The organism is Brucella thiophenivorans, from assembly GCF_002252445.1.
Taxonomy (GTDB): Bacteria; Pseudomonadota; Alphaproteobacteria; order Rhizobiales; family Rhizobiaceae; genus Brucella; species Brucella thiophenivorans.
Genome location: NZ_NNRJ01000018.1, coordinates 34892 through 59961, shown reverse-complemented (window position 1 = coordinate 59961; position 25070 = coordinate 34892). Strand labels below are relative to the sequence as shown.

The following is a 25070-nucleotide window of genomic DNA, read 5'->3' as shown; positions in this document are numbered from 1 at the left end:
ATGGCAGACTTGAATGGCGCTCTCATAGGTTGTGGCTTCTTCGCAATCAATCAGATGCATGCATGGAATGACGTTTCAGGTGCCAAAATTGTGGCAATCTGCGACCGTGATCCTGAGCGGTTGAAGATTGTCGGCGATCAGTTCGGCATCGAACGCCGCTACACAGATGCAAACGCGCTGTTTTATGATGGTGGTATCGACTTTGTCGATATCGCCACCACAGTCTCCAGCCATCGCGCTCTGGTCGAACTTGCAGCCGAACATAAAGTGCCAGCAATCTGCCAAAAGCCATTTGCCAAGACACTTGATGATGCAAAAGCCATGGTGAAAGTCTGCCGTGAGGCAGGCATTCCGCTGATGGTACATGAAAACTTCCGCTGGCAGGCGCCTATTCAAGCTGTACGTAAAGCGCTTGATAGCGGTGTCATCGGCGCACCTTTCTGGGGACGTTTTTCCTTCCGTTCGGGCTTTGATGTATTCTCCGGTCAGCCGTACTTGGCCGAGGGCGAACGCTTCATCATCGAGGATCTCGGCATCCACACGCTTGATATTGCGCGCTTCATTCTGGGCGATGTGACCAGCCTTGTTGCGCGTACCAAACGCGTTAATCCGAAGATCAAGGGCGAGGATGTTGCAACCATTCTTATGGACCATGAAAATGGTGCCACATCAATTGTCGATGTGAGCTATGCGACCAAGCTTGAAACCGATCCATTCCCGGAAACCCTCATTGAACTCGACGGCACCGACGGTTCGATCCGGCTTTATCAGGGCTATCGCCTTGAGGTGATTACACCTTCTGGCACCGCGGTTTCCAACGTTTCGCCAAAACTGCTTTCGTGGGCCTCGAGACCTTGGCACAATATTCAGGAAAGCGTTTTTGCCATTCAGCAACATTGGGTGGATAAGCTTGCATCAGGTGAAGAAACCTCGACATCAGGGGCAGACAATCTCAAAACGTTCGCGCTTGTTGAAGCGGCCTATGACAGTGCTGCTAGTGGCAACCGCATCGACGTGATTGCGCTGCTCAAATGAGCAGCATCGATCCCTTCCTGCTGTATGGCACACGTGAGGCTGAAACCCCGCCTAAAAACCTCAAGGCTGGCTTGCTTTGCGTTGATCTGAGCGACGGCAATCTCCGCACCATAAAATATGATGGTGTCGAGGTTTTGCGTGGTGTGTCCTATCTGGTGCGTGATCGGGATTGGGGAACCTATAATCCGGCAATCCACGATCTGAATGTCGAGCAAAGCGACCACGGCTTTAGCGTGAGCTATCAGGCACGTTGCGAAGGCCCTGATGCCACAAAACTCGCCATCGATGTGCGTATTGAGGCTGATAACAATGGAACACTGACGTTTGACGCTGTGGCCAACACCGCAACCGGCTTTGAAACGAACCGCTGCGGTTTCTGTATTCTACATCCGATTGTTGGCGTTGCCGGTTCGCCTGTCACTGTTGAACATGTCGATGGCACGCGCAACGAAACCCATCTGCCTGACCTGATTGAGCCATGGCAACCTTTCAAAGATATGCGCGCCATCACCCACGAGGCAATGCCGGGCGTTTTCGCCGAATGCCGCATGGAAGGCGATACGTTTGAGATGGAAGATCAGCGCAACTGGTCTGATGCCTCTTATAAAACCTATGTGCGCCCGCTCGCTCTGCCGTGGCCTTACCCGATCGAAGCATCACAGCCTCTGCACCAGCGCGTTGTCCTCAATATTCGCGACACGCGCGAAGCTGCTTCAAAGACGACCAAAAGTGCTGGACCCGTGCGCATTACGCTCGGTAAGACAAGCGGCAAAATGCCGAATATCGGCATCATCATCACGCCGGAAGAAGCCAAAGCAAGCCTTGCCGCAATTGATCTTCTGCACGAGGTAGCACCGCAGGATTTGCTGTTTCACTACGACCCGCTGGCGGGCCATGACGGATCAGCATTCGTCGATTTTGCAGCACTGGCAAAGCTTCACAAGGGTCGCGTTTCGCTTGAAATCGCATTGCCTTGCGAGAAATCGCTCTTTGATGAGACGAAGGCCATCGCCGCAGACATGAAAGCGGCAGGCTTTACGCCAGACGCGATCATGATCTCACCAGCAATCGACCGACAATCGACACCTCCCGGCAGTGCATGGCCGCCCTGCCCGCCGCTTGAAGACGTCTATGTGGCAGCAAGAGTAGCTTTTCCGGACGTGAAGCTTGGCGGCGGCATGCTGAGCTATTTCACCGAGCTTAATCGCAAGCGCGTTCCCAGTGATCTTATTGACTTCGTCTCACACTGCACCAATCCGATTGTGCATGCGGCGGATGATCTGAGCGTCATGCAGACGCTGGAGGCGCTGCCTTTCATTACCCGTTCGGTACGCGCGATCTACGGCGACAAGCCCTATCGCATCGGGCCGTCGACCATCCCCATGCGCCAGAACCCTTATGGCAGCAGGACGATGGAAAACCCGAATGGCAAGCGCATTGCGATGGCCAATCGCGACCCGCGCCATAATGGGAAATTCGCGGAAAGCTTCGCATTGGCCTATGCAATATCGGTGCTGAATGCTGATCTCGACAGCCTTACGCTTTCAGCCCTCACCGGGCCTTTCGGACTCATTGCAGACGAGAATGAACCGGTCGCTACTGGTAACACGCGCCCTTTGTTCAATGCTGTAAAAATGCTTGCACAGCTTGCCGGAAAAAACTTCAGGCTATGCCAGTCTTCGCGTCCATCGGACGTTTTGGCAATGGCGGTAGAAAAGAAGGTCTGGCTGGTCAATATTACACCACATGAACAGGATGTGGTGGTTGCAGGTAGCAAGATGATGACTTTGCCACCCTATGGCTTGCAGTTGAGCATGATCTAAAAAACGGGCCAATGGCCCGTTTTTCATTTAGACACTCGGATACTGAGCGTCCGTCACATGCTCCATCCAGTCGACGACTTTACCGTCGAGTTGTTCCTGAATGGCAATATGGGTCATCGCATTTTTTGGTGACGCACCATGCCAATGCTTTTCATTTGGCTCAAACCAGACAACATCGCCGGGATGGACTTTTTCAATCGGTCCGCCCTCACGCTGCACCAACCCCAAACCAGCGGTAACAATCAGTGTCTGTCCCAGTGGATGGGTATGCCAAGCGGTCCGGGCACCCGGTTCAAATGTCACGGTAGCCGCTGCAGCGCGCCGCGCTTCATTGGGCGAAAACAACGGATCAATGCGAACCTTGCCCGTGAACCAGTCTACAGGACCCACACCTGATGGCGCAGATCCATTTCTTTTGATTTCCATAGCGTTCTCCTGTCCGTGCATAAGATAGCGTCATGACATGGCAAAGAAATAGCAAAACGCCGATCTCATGACCGGCGTTTATCAAATAGATTTGAATCAGTTAGCGGCGTTTTGCAGGAAACTCTCCAAGCTTCATGCCATGTCGCTTGCTCAGTTCGACGGTCACGGCCTCAATTTCCCGCGCTTTGCGTTCCGCATCCCAACCAAATTCAACACTGAGAATGTCGCCGATTGCCGCAAGATTGGCATTCGACAACGCGCCGTCAATTGCCAGTGTCGTGCGTCGCAGCACAACGTCCGAGAGATGCACCACCAGCTCATTGCGCGCAATCCACGCGATTTCCGCACGGCTGATGCTGTCCGTATCAGGCAGAAGTGTAACGCCAACTTTGGCTTCATCATGAATGATCGGCAGAGCGGTCGTGCCATAACGCTGCAAAAGTGTCTCGACACGTTCGACTGCAAGCCCGGTTTCCTTGGCGTTTTTCGCCACCCATGCGGCGCGTGCACGGTCATCAGTCGGGTAATCCTTGCCGCCACCGATGGTCAAAGTGCGGGTTGATTTGAGACGCTCACGATTAAAGCGCTTGAGCACCGTATCAGCGACTTCTTCGGCAAAGCCGCGGAACGTGGTCCACTTGCCACCAACCAGCGAAATGATCGGAAACGGACGACCAGCATCCGGCTCAATAACCGGAGCCGAGTGATCACGACTGATCAGGCCCGGCTCAGACGCATTCGACGCAGGCAGCGGACGAATGCCACTATAGGTGTAGACGATTTGGCTGCGATCAAATTTCAGCTTCGGCAGCAGCGAACGCAGGCTCTCGATGAAGTAATCGATTTCCTTGTCTTCCGCGAAAACCTCATCCGGATTGTTTGCCGGAATATCCGTCGAACCGACCAGCGCAAGACCATGATAATCATAGACAAGACAGATACGACCATCATCCGCCTCGAAATAGATCATCCGGCCCTTCAGGCTCTTCACCAGCTCGGGATGATTTACAAGAATATGCGAGCCCTTGGTGCCGCCAATCATCTTGGTTTCTTTGCCAAGCGCCGCATTTACATGATCGATCCATGGACCAGCGGCATTGATGACGATCTTTGGCTTGATCGTGAAAGCAGCACCATCCGGCCCTTCAAAGCTCACTGCACCGTCGCGGGCTGCAACAATGGAGCTGAAATTGGCTGCTGCGCTCTTGGGATTGGCTTTCACGCCGTCGCTGACAAGCTCATAAACCAGACGTTCCGGCTTGCTGACCCATGCATCATAATAAATGCCACCCGCCACGATAGAAGGCGTCATGTATGGCATTTCCTTCAAGGCACTCTTTTTGAAGAGAAAATTATGCTTTGGCATGACGCGCTCACGCGCACCAAAATAATCGTAAAGACCAAGACCAATCTTGATGAGAACCGCGCCACGGCTGCGCGGTGCTGTGGTTGAACCGAATAGGGTACGAAGTGCTGCGGCAATACCCTTAGTCCAGGAGAAAACCGGAATAAATGTCGGCAGCGGACGGACATTATGCGGCGCGTTTTTGAGCAGGATATTACGCTCAACAGTTGATTGCGCCACGAGACCAAATTCGCCGGTTTCCAGATATTTAAGGCCACCGTGAATAAGACGCGAAGGAGCAGCACTGGTACCAGAACCAAAGTCGCCCTTATCAACAATGAAGCAGCTCACGCCCTGTTCACTCAAATCGCGATAGAGCCCCGCGCCATTGATGCCAGCCCCTAAAATGAGCACATCAACACCTTCAGCTTCGAGTTGACTGATGCGGCTCTTCATTTGGGCACTGCTTACGAAATCGTTCATTTCACTGTCTTTACATATTCGGTGCGCTTAGAGGCGCATTGGATTTCAATCCGTCAGGGCATCGATCTTAGGCCAGATCGGTCCAAGTGCAGATGCGATTTCCTTGAACAACGCATAGCGCTTTTCATACTGCTCGCTGCGCGCTGCATCCGGTGTGTAGGTACGGCCAATTGCATCAAGATCGCGCGGATCGCTATAAACATCAGCAAAAACGCCAGCGCACTTGCCCGCGCAAAGTGCTGCACCCCATGCTGCCGCTTCATCCGTATCAGTGACTGTGACCGGCATACCCAGCACATTCGCAAACATCTGCGCAAAGGATGGGCTGCGCGAAACGCCACCAGTCAAACGTGCTGCGGAAATTTCGAAGCCGTCTTTGAGATGGTCGACATGAATACGGTGATTGAAGGCGATGCCCTCCCACACCGCGCGCAGCATATCGCCACGTTCCTGCCAACCGCGAAGTCCGAAGAACGCACCGCTTGCCATTGCACCATAAGGCGAGCCAAAGAGATAAGGATGGAACATCGCCGTTGAAGGCTTAGCTAATGCTGCATCAATTTCCGGGCGCAGCATATCATGAATGGAGCGGCCTGTTTCTTCCGCTTCACGGCGTTCCGCCGCGCAGAGCTTGTCCAGGAACCAGTCGTAATTTGCAGTGGAAGCAGGCGAGATGGACATATTGTTCCACTCTCCCGGCGCAATCCCATTGCGGCAGAACCAGCTCTTGTCGACATTTGGCTTGGACGACAGCGTTTCGTTGATCGAGTATGTGCCAGCCACGACCGCAACCGTACCGATCTTAAGACCGCCGACACCAAGGGCCGAAGCCGTCACATCGTGCAGACCGCCGACGACTGGCGTTCCCGCAACAAGCCCGGTACGGCTGGCGCATTCCTGCGAAACACCACCGATGATTTCGTCTGAGCGCGACATAGGCGGCAGCGCATCCCAGAGTGCTTCAAGGCCAAAAAGTTTGAGCGCATCTTTGGAATAGTCCTGCGTTTTATAATCAGTGAAAGACGTCGATGCCTCGGTGCGGTCAGTACCAACTTCGCCCGTCAAACAAAAACGCAGCCAGTCCTTACAGGCAATCACATGACCAATGCGATTATAGCGGTCAGGCTCATTTTCCTTGACCCAAGCCAAGATAGCGGAGGGAGCCGAAGCATGCGGCAGTTGGCCAGTAACAGCAATCGACTGGTCCGCGACTGCGCTGCTTAACCAACGTTCAGCAACATCAACGGCACGACTATCGAGCGACAAGATACCTTTGCCAAGCGGGCGACGGTCCTTGTCCAGCATATAAATTCCATCGCCATGCGCAGTGGTTGCAATAGCGAGAATATCCGATGCTGGGCGTCCACTTTTTGCGAGTGCTTCGGCAATGGCATCTTCCGTTGCATTCCAAAACTCATCCATGTCGCGCTCGACATGGCGAGGCTTTGGAAAATATTGAGGGACACGGCGGCGCGCAACGGCAAGCGTTGTGCCATCGACGTCGAATATAACGGCTTTCGTGACGGTCAGTCCGCTATCAATTCCCAACAGAGACGGCATGGATCGTATTTCCTGATATGTATGCGCTAAATTCTTAAGCCTTGCGGCTAATCTTTCGTTCCGCTCAAGCCGGCGATGACCACATTGATGCCCTGTGCCTGCATCCGTTCAACATGTTCGAGCGGCGTTTTGTCATCGACAATCACCACATCAAAATCTTTCAGCGCGCCAAAATTATGCAGCGCGCGACGTTCGAATTTTGTGTGGTCGGTCAACAGCACGCGTTTTGCAGAACTCTCCAGCATCGCCCGCTTGGTTTCCACCATTTCCGGCGATTGGTGAAACAACAGATCATCGGTAATTGCGGCGATAGAAATAAACACCACATCAGCGCGCAGACGACGAATTTCATGGATGGTCATGCCACCGACAAAGGCGTTGCACCAGTTATAAAGCTGACCACCAAGACCCAGCAGCGTGACATCTTTTATATCGCGCACTTCATTCATCAGGATCAGCGAATTGGTGATAACAGTCAGCGGACCCTTCTCGACTAGATATGGCACCATCTGGAGAACGGTTGTGGAATCATCCAGAAAAATAGCCTGACCCGGCTCTACGAATTGCATCGCGGCTTCAGCGATCAGCTTCTTTTCTTCGGATTGGCGAGCAACCCGATAGAGGTCGCTTGCCTCAATAAGGCTCGTCGGGGCTGCGGAAACAATGCCGCGCGATTTGCGAAACAGGCCGCGACTAACCAGTTCATCCACATCCCGATGCGCGGTCATGAGGCTGATTGCAAAACGCTCGGTCAGATCTTCGATCCGAACCGATCCTTCGGACATAATCAATTCGGCGATTTGCTGGCGGCGAACCAGCTGACGTGCGTGCCGACTATCGTTCGGCACCTGCTCTGTCATCAGACTGTCTATGCTTGCTTTGTTGCTTGTAACCATGCCTATCACTCGTCCCCAGCCCGCCAATTTCCTATTGGCCGGTCCCGATTCATAGCCTCGGTACTAAAATATAAAACGGGGCGCAGACTAAACCGCGCCCCATTTCATCAGGTCTTACTGTTCCAGAACGAATGGAGCAGTATACTTGTCAACATTGTCCTTGGTGATCAGGAAGCAATCAAAAAGCTGCTTTTCCTGGTCAACGCCGGTCTTGCCTGTCTTGATAAAGTTGTCGGCCTGCTTAACAGCAGCTTCCGAGAAAATCGCAACTGGCTGAAGAACGGTGTACTGAAGTTCACCGGCCTTGATTGCAGCAACTGCATCTGGCGAACCATCAAAACCACCAACTTTAACCTGATCAAGCTTGCCAGCCTTCTTCAGAGCAGCGATTGCACCGAGAGCCATTTCGTCGTTACCCGAGATAACGCCGATGATGTCTGGGTTTGCCTGAAGCAAAGCCTGCATCTTGTCGTGACCCTGAGTACGGTTCCAGTTCGCAACGTCCTGACCCGCCTTTACGAGGTCTGGGTACTGCGACAGAACAGTTTCGTAGCCGTTCGACCGAGTGGCTGCATTGTTGTCTGATGGCGAACCGAACAGCTCAACATACTTGCCTTCTTCACCAACGCTCTCAACCCACTGCGTTGCACCAAGTGCTGCACCCTGTGCGTTGTTGGAAACGAGCTGTGCCTTAGCAAGGCCTTCCTGGTTGATTTCAGCATTCACGAGGAAAACTGGAATGCCAGCTGCGACAGCGCGCTTAACTGCACCAACAGAACCATCAGCATTTGCAGGATCAAGAATGATCGCAACCGACTTGTTGGTGATCGCAGTGTCGATCAGGTTGCTTTCGGTGTTGGTGTCGCCCTTGTGGCCGCCAACAACAGCCGAATAGCCGAGGCCTTCAGCGGTCTTCTTGGCGATTTCGCCTTCAGTGTACCAATATGGGTTCGAAGGATCGTTGACCACGATTGAGATCAGACCTTCAGCCCATGCGGTGCTGGCGATAAGCGGTAATGCTGCTGCAGCAGCAAAAAGAACGCGCATACCCTTCTTAAACATGTCTCACTCCCGTAAAAGATTATCGTTGCACAATGCCGGTTTCCCGGCGTTACCATTTCCAAAAGGCGAGGCATTTTACTTGATCGCCGTTGTGGAATGTTTTCGCTACCCCCGAAGAACTGGCTCCGCCCGGAACGGTGAGCGGAGCCGTAGTGGTTTTTAACGTCGGGAATATTGAATGCTGTTGAGCAGAACCGCGAGCACGATAACCGCGCCGGTAAATACGGTCTGCCAGTAGGACGATACGCCGATGATCACGAGGCCATCGGAAAGGAAGCCGATAACGAAGGCACCCAGAAGCGTGCCCAGAATTGTACCGCGACCACCCGTCAGCGCTGCGCCACCAATAACCACTGCGGCGATCGCCGTCAGCTCGTAGGTCGTACCTGCGGTTGGGCCAGCTGAAGTCAGCTGCGACGACAGAACCAGACCAGCGATTGCGGCGCAGATGCCCGAAATCACATAGACCGAAATCTGCACGCGCTTGACCGGAACACCGGAAAGTTCAGCTGCACGTTCATTACCACCCGAAGCGTAAAGCCAGCGGCCAAAAGCTGTGCGGTTAAGCACGACTGCGACGATGATCGCGAGAACGGCCAGTACAAGAACGCCAATGGGCACGCCAAAAAGCGTATTAAAGCCAAGCCAATCAAAGCCGGTATTGCCAAGTTCAGGACGACCACCAAGATTATTGTAGGTCAGACCATTGGTCATCAGAAGCGCTACACCGCGTGCGCAATAAAGTACGCCGAGCGTTGCCACGAATGCTGGAACACGCAGATAGGCAATCAGAACACCGTTAATGCCACCAACAAATGCACCAAGCGCACAAGTGATGAGAACAACTGCCCAGACTGGGAAGTACAGAATGATGCCCAGTTCTGGAATATTGACGCCCTGCATCAAAAAGCCCGCGACAACGCCTGCAAGCCCCAGTGTAGAACCGACCGAAAGATCGATACCGCCATTCAAAATAACCAGCAGCATGCCAATCGCGAGCAGGCCAAAGATGGCCACATGCGACGACATGATCAGGAAGTTATTGACGGTGAAATAATAAGGCGAAAGGAATGAAAAGGCCGCGATAATCGCGATAAGCGCAAAAAACGCACGCCCTTCGAGCAACAAATGCACGATGCTGGTTTTCCGCTTCGCCCCGTTCGGGGCCGCTTTTTCTTTTGTAGTCGTGACTGACATTCTATCAGTGCTCCATAACTATTTTAATGGCCGACCATGGACTCGCCCGAGGCGGCCATGATCTTTTCCTTGGATACATCCGAGCCGAATTCGGCCGAGATGCGTCCACGGTGCATAACAATGATACGATGAGCGATGCTGAGGCACTCGCCGACTTCTGACGTGGTATAAACGACGGCCAGACCGCCTTTGGCCTTTTCGGCCAGAAGCTTAAACACTTCAGCCTTCGCGCCAATATCGATACCGCGGCTTGGCTCATCCAGCAGGATAACCTTCGGCTCAGTCGCCAGCATTTTGCCGATCACGACCTTCTGCTGATTGCCGCCCGAAAGCGAACCGATTGCGGCTTCACCACCATCCGTCTTGATGTGAACGTTCTTAATCGACTGATCAACGATGCTCTTTTCACGCTTTTTCGAGGTGAAAAGGCCTTTCGTCATTTCGCCAATGCTGGCGAGCGACAGGTTACGGCCAACTGTCATCGTCTGCACAAGACCATCGCGCTGGCGATCTTCCGGTACAAGAACCAGACCCTGATCGATGCGTTGCGCGATCGTCAGACCCGCGACGTCCTGACCCTTAAGCAGGATGCTGCCCGAACTTGCTTTCAGGCGGCCTGCAACGGTTTCGAGAAGCTCGGTACGACCTGCCCCCATCAAACCGTAGATACAAACGATCTCACCGGCACGCACATTGAGCGACATGTTATCGACAAGTGCGAAATCGCCAGACTTATCCTGAACGGTAAGCCCTTCCACGGAAAGTGCGACATCGCCCCATTCGTAGCCAGTCGGAGGCGAACCAAGATCGAAGTTTTCGCCAACCATGTTGCGGACGATCCACTCAAGATCAATCTCGGCACGCGGCGCATAAGCCGTCATCGCACCATCGCGCAGAACCACGGCATGATCGGTTATCTGAAGTGCTTCTTCGAGGTGGTGCGAAATGTAAACAATCGCCACGCCACGCGCTGTCAGATCACGAATGACCTTAAACAGCACCTCAACTTCCGACGCACTCAAGGCAGACGTCGGCTCATCCATGATTAGAATGCGAGAATTGACCGAAAGCGCACGTGCGATTTCGACAACCTGCTGCTGACCAAGACGTAGTTCTTCAACAGGCGTCAGCGGATCAATGTCTTCTTCAAGCTCTGCAAGCAATTCGCGGGTCAGGCGTTCTTCTTCAGCGAAGTTCACGCCCGATGCACCGCGGATTTCGCGCCCCATGAAAATGTTGTCACGCACATTCATGTTGGTCGCGAGGCTCAATTCCTGGTGGATGATCGAAATACCGCGATCACGGGCTTCCGAGGCGGAATTGAATGTGACAGGTTCGCCATCAAGAATAATCGTGCCTGATGTCGGCTGAATAACACCCGACAGAACTTTCATCAGCGTCGACTTTCCTGCACCGTTTTCGCCAAAAAGCGTGGTGACCTGACCGCGACGGATTTCGAAATTCACACCCTTGAGGGCATGAATGCGGCCATAGGCCTTGGCAACATCATGCGCGCTGAGAACAACGTCGCCGTGCTTGCCTTCAATTGTCTTCCTGTCAGGACTCATTTTACTTCGAGCCCCACTGGCGTTACAAGCCAGTTTTTAGGATTAACAAGCTTGAAAACACCCGTCACTGACACTGTCTTGCCGACGAGATTATCAACGTCGACGCCTTCAAGAACCTGTTTCTTCATCTCATTATTGAGAGCAGAACCAGCATTCTGGAATTCGATCTGATTCTTGAACTGACCAAATTCGATTGTGCCTGTGGCGTCACGCAGATCGGTGCCGTTCACTGCCGGGCCAGTCTGAACGCGGATCGCCATGCCTTCAGGAAAGCCATCGACCTTAATAACATTATAGTTGGACTTACGTTCTTCGACAGTGCCAGTGAACTTCACCGGGATAACCGGGTTCACACTGCCAACGCCGTATTTCTTACCGGCTGCATCCTTGTCGGCTGCAAGCGCTGTACCAACTTCAACAGCATCGGTTGCACGTTCTTCAACACTGGCCTTGACGGTTGGAAACTCTGCGGCACCGTAAGCTTCAGGCGAGAATACCTGCTGACGCACATCGGCATCAGAACCGATCTTCACGACTTTCGTGTCAAATCCAATTGCACCGATAACCACCACCGCAGCGATCACGCTCCAGAGGACGGCGCGACTTGATTTGGCGGGCTTTGGTGTAACTTGATTAGCTTGTGTACTCATTATCAAACGCCTTCAGCAAATTCTGCCGGATTGTCGTTATAGAAACGGGTGATGCGGTTAGACCTATACAGCCTCATGACTGCGCGGATGATGCGTAACCTTAGCGACCGCGAAATATCGAGCAGCCAAAGCGGCAAAACAAACAGGAGCAGAAATCTGAAACATAAATCCTCCGCATGTTGCCGGCACCGCCCCTCCGCGTAGCCTGGAAACAAATATGCCGCCGTCATGATCTATGATAGCAGCATGTTATCAACTCCAATAATCATGTTATAAAGACATATAACTGTCAATCATGACTTTTTGAAAGGCGCCTCATTTTGCACATTTGAACGCCAAAAATACACGCAACTCCGGCGAATTTCGCCGCGAAAGCTAGAATGCCTAACCCAATACTCCGAAAAACAGAAAGTACGCCTCCCGGAGATAAATCTAAATTTTTGTTAATTAAAACAATAATTTAAAAGAATTAAGCCACCTTAAATTATCCAAATAATACTTCTTTGCATCGATATAAACCCCGATAAAATGCAGTGAAATTTACTGCCATCACCTTTTGGTGAAAAAAAATGCTTGTGCACAAAAATTTTACAGACATGCCTGCATCCTTATGTTATCTCAACTATACGCGAAAGCCTATTTCGATTAAAACAATGGGCAGCGAGCGACAAATTTCGTCGCGGGAGGAAATCCAAATGTCCGTCATGGACCTCATTGGGAAAGCATAATTCAGTCATGCGTGGTCAAGGTGATATAATCATCGGCATCGACGCGGGCACATCCGTCGTCAAGGCTGTGGCATTCGACCTTAGCGGTCGGCAACTCGATTCGGCAGCTGTCCGAAACAAATATGAAACCGGCGAACATGGCGCTGTTACACAGTCGCTATCTCAGACATGGGAAGATTGCGCCAGTGCATTGCGTGGCCTTGCCGAGAAAATTCCAAACTTAAGCCAACGCACTGCTGCTGTTTCTGTCACCGGCCAAGGTGACGGTACATGGCTGGTTGGGCGCGATAACAAGCCCGTCGGCGATGCCTGGATATGGCTCGACGCGCGCGCCGCCAATACTGTTACCAAACTTGCAGCAGGACCGATGAACCGTGTGCGCTTTGAAGCGACCGGCACCGGGCTGAACACCTGCCAGCAAGGTACACAAATGGCGCATATGGACAGTTTCTACCCGGAATTGCTCGATCATGCGGAAGTCGCCCTGCACTGCAAGGACTGGCTTTATCTCAATCTCACCGGCGTCCGTGCCACGGACCCCTCGGAAGCCAGTTTCACTTTCGGCAATTTCCGCAATCGTCAATATGATGATGTGGTGATTGAAGCGCTCGGCCTTATTAAGCGCCGCAACCTGCTGCCCGAAATCGTGGATGGCACTCTGGCGCAGCATCCTTTGTCCCCCCACGCGGCCGCTGCAACTGGTCTTCTGGCCGGTACGCCGGTGAGTCTCGGCTATGTCGATATGGTGATGACAGCACTTGGCGCTGGCGTTTATTGTGGCAGTGCCGATGCGGGTTGCTCGACCATTGGATCAACGGGCGTGCATATGCGTGCAAAGCCTGTTTCCGAGATTAATTTGAATGCGGAAGGCACGGGCTACGTTATCGCGCTGCCAGTTCCCGGCATCGTCACGCAAGTCCAGACCAATATGGGCGCGACGATCAATATTGACTGGATTTTGCAGGTCGCTGCCGATCTAATGTCCACGCCGAACAAAGCAGTCTCGCTGAGCGATTTGATACCGCGCCTTGATGAATGGTTTAACGCAAGTCGCCCCGGCGCACTGCTTTACCATCCTTATATTTCAGAAGCTGGCGAACGCGGGCCTTTCGTCAATGCCTTTGCGCGCGCTGGCTTTATCGGGCTTTCAAGCCGCGACCGCTTCCCCGAACTGGTGCGTTCGGTGGTTGAAGGCCTCGGCATGGCGACGCGTGATTGCTACGCTGCGATGGGCGGTATGCCTGCCGAACTGCGCATAACCGGCGGCGCTGCACGCTCACGTGCCTTACGCAGCACGCTTTCCGCAGCGGTCAACGCACCTGTGCGCGTTTCCTCACGCGAAGAAGCCGGTGCTGCCGGTGCCGCGATGATGGCAGCGGTTGCAATCGGTACTTATTCGAACATGGATGACTGTATCGCGGAATGGGTTGCGCCTCTGCTCGGCTCGGGCGAAGCGCCTGATGCAGCCCGCGCGCAGCATTATGAAGAACTCTTCGACGCTTATAAGGATGCGCGACTGGCGCTTGCGCCCATCTGGGACAAGCTCGCCGCTGACCGATAAGCAACGCATTATAACGACACATGATTATGCCGAACAATCGGCATCCGAAGGAGCATGAGATGGCTGAACCGGAAACCTACGACCTGTTCGTGATTGGCGGCGGTATCAATGGCGCGGGTGTTGCCCGCGATGCAGCCGGGCGCGGCCTCAAGGTTGTGCTGGCGGAAAAAGACGATCTCGCAGAAGGCACCTCATCGCGTTCCGGCAAGCTTGTGCATGGTGGCCTGCGCTATCTCGAATATTATGAATTCCGTTTGGTACGTGAAGCGCTGATCGAGCGCGAAGTTCTGTTGAACGCCGCGCCGCATATCATCTGGCCGATGCGTTTTGTGCTCCCGCACAGCCCGCAGGATCGTCCGGCTTGGTTGGTGCGTCTTGGCCTGTTCCTTTACGATCACCTCGGCGGCCGCAAGAAACTCCCCGGCACCCGCACGCTTGATCTCAGGCGCGACCCGGAAGGCACCCCAATCCTTGATCAATACACCAGGGGTTTCGAATATTCTGATTGCTGGGTGGATGATGCCCGTCTCGTCGTGCTCAACGCCGTAGGTGCCGCTGAAAAGGGTGCAACTATTCTCACCCGTACGCCAGTTACCTCCGCACGTCGCGAAAAAGGCGGCTGGATCGTTGAAACCAAGAACCGCGATACCGGTGAAGTGCGCAGCTTCCGCGCGCGCTGCATCGTTAATTGCGCAGGCCCATGGGTAACAGACGTCATCACCAATGTTGCTGGATCGAATTCTTCGCGCAATGTGCGCCTGGTCAAGGGCAGCCATATCATCGTGCCAAAATTCTGGGCGGGTGCGAATGCCTATCTGGTGCAGAACCACGACAAGCGCGTGATATTCATCAATCCCTATGAAGGCGACAAGGCGCTCATCGGCACCACCGATATTGCTTATGAAGGTCGTGCGGAAGATGTCAGTGCTGATGAAAAAGAAATCGACTACCTGCTCACCGCTGTAAACCGCTATTTCAAGGAAAAGCTGCGTCGCGAAGACGTGCTGCATAGCTTCTCTGGTGTGCGTCCACTGTTTGACGATGGCAAGGGCAACCCATCCGCTGTCACCCGCGACTATGTTTTCGATCTTGACGAAACCAACGACGCGCCTCTTCTCAACGTATTTGGCGGCAAGATCACCACGTTCCGCGAGCTAGCAGAGCGCGGCATGCATCGTCTCAAGCACATTTTCCCGAAGATGGGCGGTGACTGGACGCATGGCTCGCCCCTGCCCGGCGGCGAAATTCCGAATGCGGATTATGAAAGCTTCGCCAATAGTCTGCGCGACAGCTATCCTTGGATGCCGCGCAAGCTGGTCCAGCATTATGGACGTCTCTATGGCGCACGCACTAAGGACATCGTTGAGGACGTGAGCAACATTGCAAGCCTTGGCCAGCATTTCGGCGGCAATCTCTATGAAGCGGAAGTCCGCTATCTCGTTTCCAAGGAATGGGCAAAAACGGCGAACGATATCCTTTATCGCCGCACAAAGCATTATCTGCACTTGAGTGAAACCGAACGCGCCGCATTCATTGCATGGTTCGACAACGCGAAAATTTCTGCCTGAGGAAACAATGGCCCTTACGCTTTCACTAAACACCAATCCGCTTGTAAACCGCTTTGCAGAGCCGGATGATTTGATCGAAACTGTTGCGCGCGACCTGCGCCTGCGTGATTTGCAGCTCACGCACGAGTTCATCAATCCAAGCTGGCAGGCTTCAACCATCCGCCGGCTCACCCGCGATATGGACAAAGCACTGCAGCGCACAGGCGTTCGCGTCACCTCCGGCATGACGGGCCCTTACGGTCGTCTCAACCATTTCGGCCATCCGGATGCCGACGTGCGCCGCTATTATGTGGACTGGTTCAAAACATTTGCCGATATTATCGGCGATCTCGGCGGCAAGTCGGTCGGAACACAGTTTGCCATTTTCACCTATAAGGATTTTGACAGTCCTGAACGCCGCGAAGAGCTGATCAAGATCGCGATCGACTGCTGGGCGGAAGTTGCCGAACATGCGGCTGGTGCTGGCCTTGATTATGTCTTCTGGGAACCAATGAGCATTGGCCGTGAATTTGGCGATACAATCGCTGAAAGCATCAAGCTTCAGGATCGCTTGACGGCTGCGAATATGGCAATCCCAATGTGGATGATGGCCGATATTGATCATGGCGATGTCACCTCATCGAACCCGGATGATTTCGACCCTTACGCATGGGCGCGCGCGGTTCCAAAAGTATCACCAATCATTCACATCAAGCAGAGCCTGATGGACAAGGGCGGTCATCGCCCGTTCACAGCAGCTTTCAATGCCAAGGGTCGCATTCAGCCAGAACCGCTGCTCAAAGCTTTTGCCGAAGGCGGCGCAGTGGACAACGAAATCTGCCTCGAACTATCATTCAAAGAACGCGATCCAAACGACCGTGAAGTCATTCCACAGATTGCGGAAAGTGTGGCCTTCTGGGCTCCGCACATTGACACCGGCGCTGGAGATTTGAAAATATAACCACAAGAAAAAAATAAAGAATCGGGAGCAGGCAGCACGAAAATGGCAGATGCAGAGGATTCCTTAGCCCTTCGTGCAGCCTGGCTTCACTTTATTGGCGGAATGACCCAGTCAGCAGTTGCAAAGCGGCTCGGGCTGCCTTCTGTAAAAGCACATCGTTTGATCGCTAAGGCCGTTGCAGACGGCGCGGTGAAGGTCACCATCGACGGCGATATTTCGGAATGTATCGATCTCGAAAATCAGCTCGCTGAAAAATATAACCTCGAATATTGCGAAGTCGCACCCGATCTTGGCGAAGACGCCCTGCCCCTGCTCTCATTAGGCAACGCAGGTGCGGAATTTCTGCGTCGTGAGATTGAACACGGCGACCATGAAGTAATCGGCCTCGGACATGGCCGCACACTTTCGGCGGCGGTCAGCCATATGCCGCGCGTTGCGGCAAAGGATTTAGAATTTGTCTCGCTGCTCGGTGGCTTGACGCGAAACTTTGCAGCTAACCCGCATGACGTAATGCACCGCATTGCCGAGAAGACCGGCAGACCCGCCTACGTGATGCCTGTGCCGTTCTTTGCCAATACAGCAGAAGATCGCGAAGTGCTGCTGGCGCAAAAGGGCGTCATAACCGTTTTTGACATGGGCTGTCGTGCGGAACTGAAAATTGTCGGTATCGGCACCGTTGATGCCCATGCACAGCTCGTCACATCAGGCGTGATTGATTTGACTGAGATGGAAGAGATTGCTGAATATGGTGCAGTCGGTGAAATGCTCGGACACTTCTTTGATAAGAATGGCACGCGACTAGCTACAAAGCTGACAGCCCGCACAATTGCCGCATCGGTAGAAAACGCTGATATGAGCCGCATCATCGGTCTGGCTGGCGGTCTGTCAAAAGCGGAAGCTATTCGCGCCGTTCTCAAAAGCGGTCGTCTGTATGGCCTCATCACCGATGAGCGCACCGCAAAAGCTCTTGTGGAGTAAGGCGCGCCTCACTCAACAAAACATCACAAAATCACATTTTATATGGATTATTATGTGATTTTGTGATTTAAACTTGCGTCATAAGCAACCACGCTTTGAGATCGGAATTTTCGTGAAACGCGACGACAGAAGACAGGCGATCATCAATCTACTGATTGAAAATCATGCAGTCGATCTGGACGATCTTGCCGAGCGTTTTGCAGTCTCAAAAATGACCATCCACCGCGATCTGGATTCTCTTGAAGAGTCAGGCGTACTGCGCAAGGTGCGCGGCGGTGCAACGATGGATGCAGGATCCCAGTTTGAAAGCGATTTCCGTTTTCGCGTGCAGCAGGACAATGACGCCAAGATACAAATGGGCCGCGCAGCGCTGGAACTCATTGAACCCGGCATGACGGTGATGATCAATGACGGATCGACGGCGGCGGTTCTTGGCAGCATGCTGGTTGAAAAACGTCCGCTGACAGTGATTACCAACAATGCTGTCATTATCGAGAATCTCAAAGGCGAAGCGGGCATCAATCTGATTGCGCTTGGCGGTGTGTTTTCGGCAAAGTTCAATGCTTTCTTTGGTCTTCTGACCGAGGAAGCACTTTCCAAGCTGAGCGCCGACATTGCCTTCATTTCGGCACCCGCAGTTAGCGGACGCCTCGTTTATCACATGGACGAAAATGTCGTTCGTACCAAGCGCGCCATGACGGCTTCGGCCACCCGCACCTGCTTGCTGGTCAATCACCAGCGTTTTTGCCGCACAGCACTGCATGTGATGGCCGATCTTGGCGATTTTGATGCCATTATTACGGATCAATCGCCGGGAGAGAAACTTGTGGCCGATCTGGAACCAGCCGGCATCAAACTAACAATCGCAGAGTAAAATACGAGTAGAAAGAGCATTTATCATGTCTAAATTCTGGGTTGGTACGAGCTGGAAAATGAACAAGACGCTGGCAGAAGCCCGCGTCTTTGCGAACGCATTGAAGGAAGCCGACGCTGGCCGTTCGGCAGATATTCAGCGCTTTGTCATTCCACCGTTTACCTATGTCCGCGAAGTGAAGGACATTCTGTCGGAAACCTCCGTCAAGGTCGGTGCACAGAACATGCATTGGGCCGATCAAGGCGCATGGACCGGCGAAATCTCGCCGCTAATGCTCAAAGATTGCAACCTCGACATTGTTGAGCTTGGCCATTCTGAACGTCGTGCAAATTTCGGCGAAACCAACGAAACAGTTGGCCTCAAGGTTGAAGCAGCCGTCCGGAACGGCTTGATACCGCTTATCTGTATCGGCGAAACGCTTGAAGATCGCGAAGGCGGACGTGCAGCGGAAGTTCTTGCCGAAGAAGTGCACGGTGCGCTTTCAAAGCTTTCGGATGAACAGAAAAAGGCCGAAGTCCTGTTTGCTTATGAGCCAGTCTGGGCGATTGGCGAAAACGGCATTCCAGCCTCGGCAGAGTATGCCGATGCTCGTCAGGCCGAAATTATTGCTGTTGCAGAAGGCATTCTTGGCCGTCGCGTTCCATGCCTTTATGGCGGCTCGGTCAATCCCGGCAATTGCGAAGAACTCATCGCCTGCCCGCATATCGATGGCCTGTTTATCGGTCGTTCGGCATGGAGCGTGGAAGGCTATCTCGACATTCTGGCGAAATGCGCCAAGAAAATTGCAGCTAATTAAGGAGCATTATCATGAAAGTAGCAGTAGCAGGCGACAGCGCTGGTGAAGGTCTGGCCAAGATTCTTGCAGAACACCTCAAGGATCGCTTTGAAGTGTCGGAAATCTCGCGCACAGACGCAGGTGCCGAAGCATTTTACGCAAACCTCTCGGATCGCGTCGCCTCTGCCGTTCTCGACGGCACTTATGATCGTGCAATCATCGTTTGCGGCACCGGCATCGGTGTTTGCATTGCAGCCAACAAGGTTCCGGGCATCCGCGCAGCGCTGACGCACGACACCTATTCGGCAGAACGTGCAGCACTCTCCAACAACGCGCAGATCATCACCATGGGCGCACGCGTTATCGGTTCGGAAGTTGCAAAGACCATTGCTGATGCATTCCTTGCACAGACTTTTGACGAAAATGGTCGTTCGGCTGGCAATGTTGACGCGATCAACGAAGTTGATGCCAAGTACAACAAGTGCTGATAGCTTGACTATTTAGAATACGAAAAAGCGGCGGGGAAACCCGCCGCTTTTTTGTTGCCGTAAATTGCAATTCTTAGCTGAACTTAGGGTCCAGCGAACCATCGCGATAACGCTTTGCCATATCTGACAGCGGGATCGGACGAATTGACTGAGCATGGCCAGCGGTGCCGAATTGCTCGAAGCGATCCTTGCAGAGCTTGGTCATCGCAGCCATTGCAGGCTTGAGATACTTGCGCGGATCGAATTCGCTTGGATCTTCCTGCAACACGCGACGGATCTGGCCCGTCAGCGCCATGCGGTTATCGGTATCGATGTTGATCTTGCGAACGCCATGCTTGATGCCGCGCTGGATTTCTTCAACAGGTACACCCCAGGTTGGCTTCATCTTGCCGCCATACTTGTTGATGATTTCCTGCAAATCTTCCGGCACTGAAGACGATCCATGCATAACGAGATGTGTGTTTGGTAGCTTGCGATGGATTTCTTCGATCACGTTCATGGCAAGCACCGAACCATCAGGCTTACGGCTGAACTTATAGGCGCCATGTGAGGTGCCCATGGCAATCGCCAGCGCATCGACCTTGGTTTCACGAACAAATTTCACGGCTTCATCAGGATCGGTCAGAAGCTGGTCATGCGAAAGCTGACCTTCCGCACCGTGACCGTCTTCGGCTTCACCCATGCCGGTTTCAAGCGAACCGAGAACGCCAAGCTCACCTTCGACGGAAATACCGCCAAGATGAGACATTTCGCTGACCTGACGCGTGACGGAGACGTTATAATCCCAGTCAGCTGGCGTCTTGCCATCAGCCTTGAGCGAACCGTCCATCATGACGGAGGTAAAGCCTGCCTGAATTGCGGTCATGCAAGTGGCGGCCTCATTGCCATGATCAAGATGCACACAAACCGGAATATGCGGATAAATTTCCGTGACTGCATCCATCATATGACGCAGCATAATGTCATTTGCGTAAGAACGCGCACCGCGCGACGCTTGCAGGATAACCGGCGCATTTGTTGCATCCGCCGCTTCCATGATCGCAAGCGCCTGTTCCATGTTGTTAATGTTAAAGGCCGGAACGCCATAGCTGTGTTCAGCAGCGTGGTCGAGCAATTGACGGAGCGTAATACGTGCCATCTGAGTTTCCTCCTAGTTAATTGCGCGAACGCGCGTAATATTCGCCGAGCACATCGACTTCCTCGGCAACACCAAACACCAGCGCGCTACGCTCATGGTAGGTTTCCGGAATAATATCGAGGATCGGTTTCGAGCCATTGGTCGCCTTGCCACCAGCCTGTTGGCTAAGGAAAGCAATCGGATTGGCTTCATAAACGAGGCGCAGACGGCCTTTTTCATAACCCGGGCGCACATCGTCTACGTAGAAGAAGATGCCACCGCGCTGCATGATGCGGTGCATGTCGCCCACAGCAGCACCAAGCCAGCGCATGTTGAAATTGCGGCCGCGCGGACCGTCCTTACCGTTGTAGCAATCATCAACATATGCCTTCATACCAGCCGATAGATGGCGATAAACCGAAGCATTATATGCGAGATCAGATGTACGCTCAGGAAGCGTCACATTCTCACGTGTGATCTGGAAAATACCGCTGACAGGATCAAGCGTCGCGAAAATCACGCCTTCGCCAACCGAGAGCGCGAGATCAACGGAATTGCCAAATGATACATAACCAGCGGCAATCTGGCGACTGCCGGGTTGCAGGAAAGGCTCCCCCACATCTGCGGGAAAAATCGAGAAAATGGTGCCAAGCGGCGCACCAAGCCCGACATTGCCTGAACCATCGAGCGGATCGATCGCAACCGCAATCAAACCATCAGATTTGCCGGGAACCGGCAGCTCAGCTTCTTCCGACAGAACCGATGCGGCACCCGCCGCAATCAGCAGTTCAACAAAGAGATTGTGCGCACCGACATCGATGCTCTTCTGCTGGTCCTGATCACTGTTGACGCCAACCAGCTTACCCGGATTGCCGGGCAGCGAACCCCGTGCGATACGACCTGCAAGACGGCCTGATCCTGCGAGGATGGCCTTGATTGCATTGCTCGTTGCAAGGCGCAAGCTGTCCTGACCTGCCCAAGCGTCGAGATATTCACCGACTGCCAGTGCGTCCACACGGTCATTATCGCCAGCAAGCACCAGTGGTGCGAAATTTCCTGCCATTGTCATTCGCCCTGCTCCCGGCAAGATTTCGCAGGCAGCAGTATATTGGAAACGGGGGAAACAGATTTCATTTACACGCAAACTCCATACGGATGTCTTCAGGACGCTCTAAAGTGGGTCGAGACAAGGAGGGCGTAACACCGTTTTGAGATCATCACAATAATGGCGATAACATTATAACGATTGAAATGTGATATTGAGTTTTAAAATGTTGTTAATTCAAGATAAGCTACGTCATTTCGCGATGCGACAGGCATGCAACTGGCTTTAGCGCGCTGGTGACTCGCTCTTATGAGAAAATTAAATGATCTGGTCCAGATCGCAGCAGCGCTCTAATCCTGCTTTTTCTTATCCGGGTTAAACGTCACAAAAAATCGCCATGCAGACCAAAGGCCCAGTGCACCGAACAACATAGCCCAGCCGACCGCGCCAATCGAAATCTCAAATGCGGCCCATGCAAGACAGCTTCCTGAGATCAATACCCGTATCCACAAGGGTCGAAATCGGGGATCATCAAATTCAAACATTTTACAGCCTTGTTATGGGGTATATCTCTGAATCGTTCTTCAGAGGATTTGAAGCCTTATTTAAACAGCTTTCCACCTTTTCGTAAGCCTGATTAAACTTACAAGAGAAAAATTTGGCTCTGAGAAATATTATTTCAGAAGTCCTTTGCTTGATGGCGCAGAACTATTAGATCACCATTCGCGGCATGGACCACACAAGCTATATTTACATTTTAATCGCACTGCTGCCCTTCCTGCTTTGGGGAGCAATACTGTTTGCAATCTACTCATCCAAGGAGAACTTGCAGAAAATGCCTGAATCCAGCGATAAGACGGATGGTGTTTATACGGATAATGTCGTGATCATTCCTTATGGATTGATCTTTCCTATCTATTACCGCTCGCCAACTGGCGTACAGGATTTTGGTTGATTAATTTGCAATTGAAATAATCGGATAAATTAATCTACCGCTTCATCTTGAACTCGTTGAAGACTGTTGAGTTGCTGCCCCTAAATTGGCGTCGCTTTGCGCAAGATTATCAGCAAGGCTTAGGACCTGCGGAACCTGACATCCGCTAAGACGTTTATAGCTGCGGTTCCCTCCGAGGGAACTGTGCAGTAAAATGGCTGGGTAAGGTATCAACGCAACACAAGATGAGGTCAGAAAAATGAAGGCACGCACAGCAACTGTTGGCGATCTAGAAAGCGTTTTTCACGACCTTTCACCCCGTATAACCACGGAATACATTGCTGCGGGTAAAAACACCAAAGCGGCCTATGATAATTTGATGATGAACCTGCGCGAAGGTCGTGCGCATGCGCTGGTTCAGGATGACAAGGTGGTCGCAATCATCGCATGGCAAGAAAGCAATGATGCTGCGGACACTCTTTTTGCGGCTAAAGAAGAATTCTTCAACGCCAAGACAGTCCGCTTTTGCAAAAAACATATACGCCACATTCAGGCACTTTCAGGGGATCTGCCTGTTCACTCCAGAAGCTGGCTCGACCGCCCAGATGCCATCAAATGGTTCAAAGTGATCGGCTATAAGCAAAAGGGTCAGGAAGACGGTGCATGGCTTTTTGAACTGGCTGCTCCGCAGATTAAAATCGTAGTCGGATAATTTCTAACAAGAGGGCAGATAACTGCCCTCTTGTAATATAAGGGCTTTTCTCAGAACCTTCCCAGCAGAATTGCGAAGCAATTAGCGTCCGATATTGCGACAAAACAAATACTTAGAGCGTTCTGTGAGGTTTGATCATAATAAGAAAAGCTCAGCGCGAGTTGATCGTCCAGAAATCCTGCCAATCTTGAAGTTTCGAGTAATCACTCTCAGCAGTTTCAGAATGCGGGACGTAAAGTTGGTCGATGACATTCACGATACCCGAAACTTCACCTTCAGGAATCGTCGCGTCTTTGTTTGACGAAATTTTCCCGTCAGCCAACTGCGGAGCCATCCCCTCTTCCGTCATCATGTAATGAACGAAAAGCTTTGCAGCATTCGGGCTTTTGGTTCCCGATGCAATCACCGCCACGCGTGGTGTGAGTTGGCCAGCCCATGGCTTCATACCTGCACAAATGCCCATGGTATAGCCGTTCTTCTTGGCATCGCGGAAGATTGAGGTGCTGAGGAAGCCCATAAATGGCTTTTCCTGTCCCTTCGCGCCAATGATCGGGCCTACTTCGGTATCGCTGCGTGTTACACTTGGCCGGTTCTTGGCAAAGCGCTTGACCCATTCGGCCGTAGCGCTTTCTTCATCTGTTTTTAGCGGCTCACCGAAAAACTCTTCATAAGCCTTGCGCATGGCTTCATCGTCATGTTCGGCAATTTGATTGAACCAGAACATTGTTTCATTGCGTAGAAGCGGATCTGGGATCGCAATGCGACCCTTCCATTCTTCTGTCGTTAGCGCCCAGATATTGTCGATCGGGCACTTGTCGCCATGAACATCCGAATTATACGCCCAAACCCATGGGTTGAGGCTGGTAATCGCAGGATTCTGATATTCAGCTGGAATCTGATCCTTGAGATCAACCGGCATCCAGCTCAAACCAGCACCCTGAACGATAATTTCAGACGTAACCGACGGCAGATTGCTCATGTTGAACACGTCAGTGCGGACATTGTTTGCTGCTGCTTCACGAAGAATGACCTGCTCCTGGTTCTGACCATTCATCTTAACACCAGTGGCCTTCACACCGTATTTTTCGGTGAAGGCCTCAGCCATGGTTACAATCTTACCAGTTGCATCAACAACAGTGATCGCCGGTTCCTTTTTCGCAGCTTCGATCAGCGCTTCTAGCGAATAATCGGCATCCTTAATGCCGATTTCAGTGACTGGCTCTGCAAAAACCGCTGTGCTTGTCAGAAGCGCTGCACTCAAAGAGAGAGCCGCACAGGTGCGCAAATATAAAGTCATGTTTTCCT

General features: G+C 52.6%; 21 protein-coding genes. 10 read left to right on the top strand and 11 right to left on the bottom strand.

Translation table 11 applies throughout. From position 1 onward, the window contains the following. Both CEV31_RS09005 and apnL read left to right on the top strand, forming a co-directional pair. The gene (locus CEV31_RS09005) at window positions 1–1035 is read left to right on the top strand and encodes a Gfo/Idh/MocA family protein (protein WP_094506739.1); all 1035 of its coding nucleotides are present in this window, start codon (window positions 1–3) and stop codon (window positions 1033–1035) included. Then, complete coding sequence (gene apnL / locus CEV31_RS09000; RefSeq protein ID WP_094506738.1) at window positions 1032–2858, top strand: D-apionate lactonase; 1827 nt, start codon at window positions 1032–1034, stop codon at window positions 2856–2858. Before CEV31_RS09005 ends, apnL begins: the two co-directional genes overlap by 4 nt. A 27-nt stretch (window positions 2859–2885) precedes the next feature. On the opposite strand, the gene CEV31_RS08995 is transcribed toward apnL, so the two are convergent. The 8 genes from CEV31_RS08995 to CEV31_RS08960 all read right to left on the bottom strand — a co-directional run bounded on the left by CEV31_RS08995 (window position 2886) and on the right by CEV31_RS08960 (window position 12045). Next, window positions 2886–3284: a (R)-mandelonitrile lyase gene (locus CEV31_RS08995; RefSeq protein ID WP_094506737.1), complete on the bottom strand. Its 399-nt coding sequence runs from the start codon at window positions 3282–3284 to the stop codon at window positions 2886–2888. 100 nt (window positions 3285–3384) lie between these two features. Beyond that, on the bottom strand, window positions 3385–5112 hold the full coding sequence (locus CEV31_RS08990; RefSeq protein WP_094506736.1) for a glycerol-3-phosphate dehydrogenase/oxidase: 1728 nt from the start codon (window positions 5110–5112) through the stop codon (window positions 3385–3387). Between the two features lie 45 nt (window positions 5113–5157). Continuing rightward, the gene (locus CEV31_RS08985; protein WP_094506735.1) at window positions 5158–6672 is read right to left on the bottom strand and encodes an FGGY-family carbohydrate kinase; all 1515 of its coding nucleotides are present in this window, start codon (window positions 6670–6672) and stop codon (window positions 5158–5160) included. A 47-nt stretch (window positions 6673–6719) separates the two neighbouring features. After that, on the bottom strand, window positions 6720–7568 hold the full coding sequence (locus tag CEV31_RS08980) for a DeoR/GlpR family DNA-binding transcription regulator (protein ID WP_094506734.1): 849 nt from the start codon (window positions 7566–7568) through the stop codon (window positions 6720–6722). A gap of 114 nt (window positions 7569–7682) precedes the next feature. Continuing rightward, a complete protein-coding gene (locus CEV31_RS08975; protein ID WP_094506733.1) occupies window positions 7683–8630 on the bottom strand; it encodes a D-ribose ABC transporter substrate-binding protein in 948 nt (315 codons plus the stop codon). A gap of 159 nt (window positions 8631–8789) precedes the next feature. Further along, window positions 8790–9827 (bottom strand): ABC transporter permease, encoded by a 1038-nt coding sequence (locus CEV31_RS08970; protein ID WP_094506732.1) that lies wholly within the window; start codon window positions 9825–9827, stop codon window positions 8790–8792. Window positions 9828–9850: 23 nt separating this feature from the next. Then, window positions 9851–11395 (bottom strand): sugar ABC transporter ATP-binding protein, encoded by a 1545-nt coding sequence (locus CEV31_RS08965; RefSeq protein ID WP_094506731.1) that lies wholly within the window; start codon window positions 11393–11395, stop codon window positions 9851–9853. Beyond that, entirely contained in the window at window positions 11392–12045 is a 654-nt protein-coding gene (locus CEV31_RS08960; RefSeq protein ID WP_094506730.1) for a DUF2291 family protein, read from the bottom strand. The genes CEV31_RS08965 and CEV31_RS08960 overlap by 4 nt, the downstream gene beginning before the upstream one ends. Before the next feature lie 735 nt (window positions 12046–12780). On the opposite strand from CEV31_RS08960, the gene CEV31_RS08950 reads away from it, so the two are divergent. The 7 genes from CEV31_RS08950 (at window position 12781) to derI (ending at window position 19957) form a co-directional block, all read left to right on the top strand. After that, a complete protein-coding gene (locus tag CEV31_RS08950; protein WP_094506728.1) occupies window positions 12781–14334 on the top strand; it encodes an FGGY-family carbohydrate kinase in 1554 nt (517 codons plus the stop codon). A 59-nt stretch (window positions 14335–14393) separates the two neighbouring features. Continuing rightward, window positions 14394–15902 carry a glycerol-3-phosphate dehydrogenase gene (locus CEV31_RS08945; RefSeq protein ID WP_094506815.1) on the top strand — a complete coding sequence of 503 codons (1509 nt, stop codon included), beginning with the start codon at window positions 14394–14396 and terminating at the stop codon, window positions 15900–15902. Between the two features lie 7 nt (window positions 15903–15909). Next, window positions 15910–16842, top strand: a complete 933-nt coding sequence (locus CEV31_RS08940; RefSeq protein ID WP_094506727.1) for a TIM barrel protein — start codon at window positions 15910–15912, stop codon at window positions 16840–16842. Window positions 16843–16884: 42 nt separating this feature from the next. Further along, on the top strand, window positions 16885–17820 hold the full coding sequence (locus CEV31_RS08935; protein WP_094506726.1) for a sugar-binding transcriptional regulator: 936 nt from the start codon (window positions 16885–16887) through the stop codon (window positions 17818–17820). 112 nt (window positions 17821–17932) lie between these two features. Beyond that, on the top strand, window positions 17933–18694 hold the full coding sequence (locus CEV31_RS08930; protein ID WP_094506814.1) for a DeoR/GlpR family DNA-binding transcription regulator: 762 nt from the start codon (window positions 17933–17935) through the stop codon (window positions 18692–18694). A gap of 25 nt (window positions 18695–18719) precedes the next feature. Continuing rightward, the gene (locus CEV31_RS08925) at window positions 18720–19490 is read left to right on the top strand and encodes a triose-phosphate isomerase (protein WP_094506725.1); all 771 of its coding nucleotides are present in this window, start codon (window positions 18720–18722) and stop codon (window positions 19488–19490) included. An 11-nt stretch (window positions 19491–19501) separates the two neighbouring features. After that, entirely contained in the window at window positions 19502–19957 is a 456-nt protein-coding gene (derI, locus tag CEV31_RS08920) for a D-erythrulose-4-phosphate isomerase (RefSeq protein ID WP_094506724.1), read from the top strand. Between the two features lie 73 nt (window positions 19958–20030). Here derI and fba read toward each other — a convergent pair whose 3' ends face one another. Further along, window positions 20031–21095 carry a class II fructose-bisphosphate aldolase gene (gene fba / locus CEV31_RS08915; RefSeq protein WP_064321482.1) on the bottom strand — a complete coding sequence of 355 codons (1065 nt, stop codon included), beginning with the start codon at window positions 21093–21095 and terminating at the stop codon, window positions 20031–20033. 16 nt (window positions 21096–21111) lie between these two features. Then, a complete protein-coding gene (locus CEV31_RS08910) occupies window positions 21112–22143 on the bottom strand; it encodes a class 1 fructose-bisphosphatase (protein WP_094506723.1) in 1032 nt (343 codons plus the stop codon). A 1169-nt stretch (window positions 22144–23312) separates the two neighbouring features. Here CEV31_RS08910 and CEV31_RS08895 point away from each other — a divergent pair. After that, on the top strand, window positions 23313–23765 hold the full coding sequence (locus CEV31_RS08895; protein WP_094506720.1) for a hypothetical protein: 453 nt from the start codon (window positions 23313–23315) through the stop codon (window positions 23763–23765). Window positions 23766–23916: 151 nt separating this feature from the next. Here the strand turns inward: CEV31_RS08895 and CEV31_RS08890 are convergent, their stop codons facing one another. After that, window positions 23917–25062 (bottom strand): ABC transporter substrate-binding protein, encoded by a 1146-nt coding sequence (locus tag CEV31_RS08890; protein WP_094506719.1) that lies wholly within the window; start codon window positions 25060–25062, stop codon window positions 23917–23919. Window positions 25063–25070 lie beyond the last annotated feature (8 nt).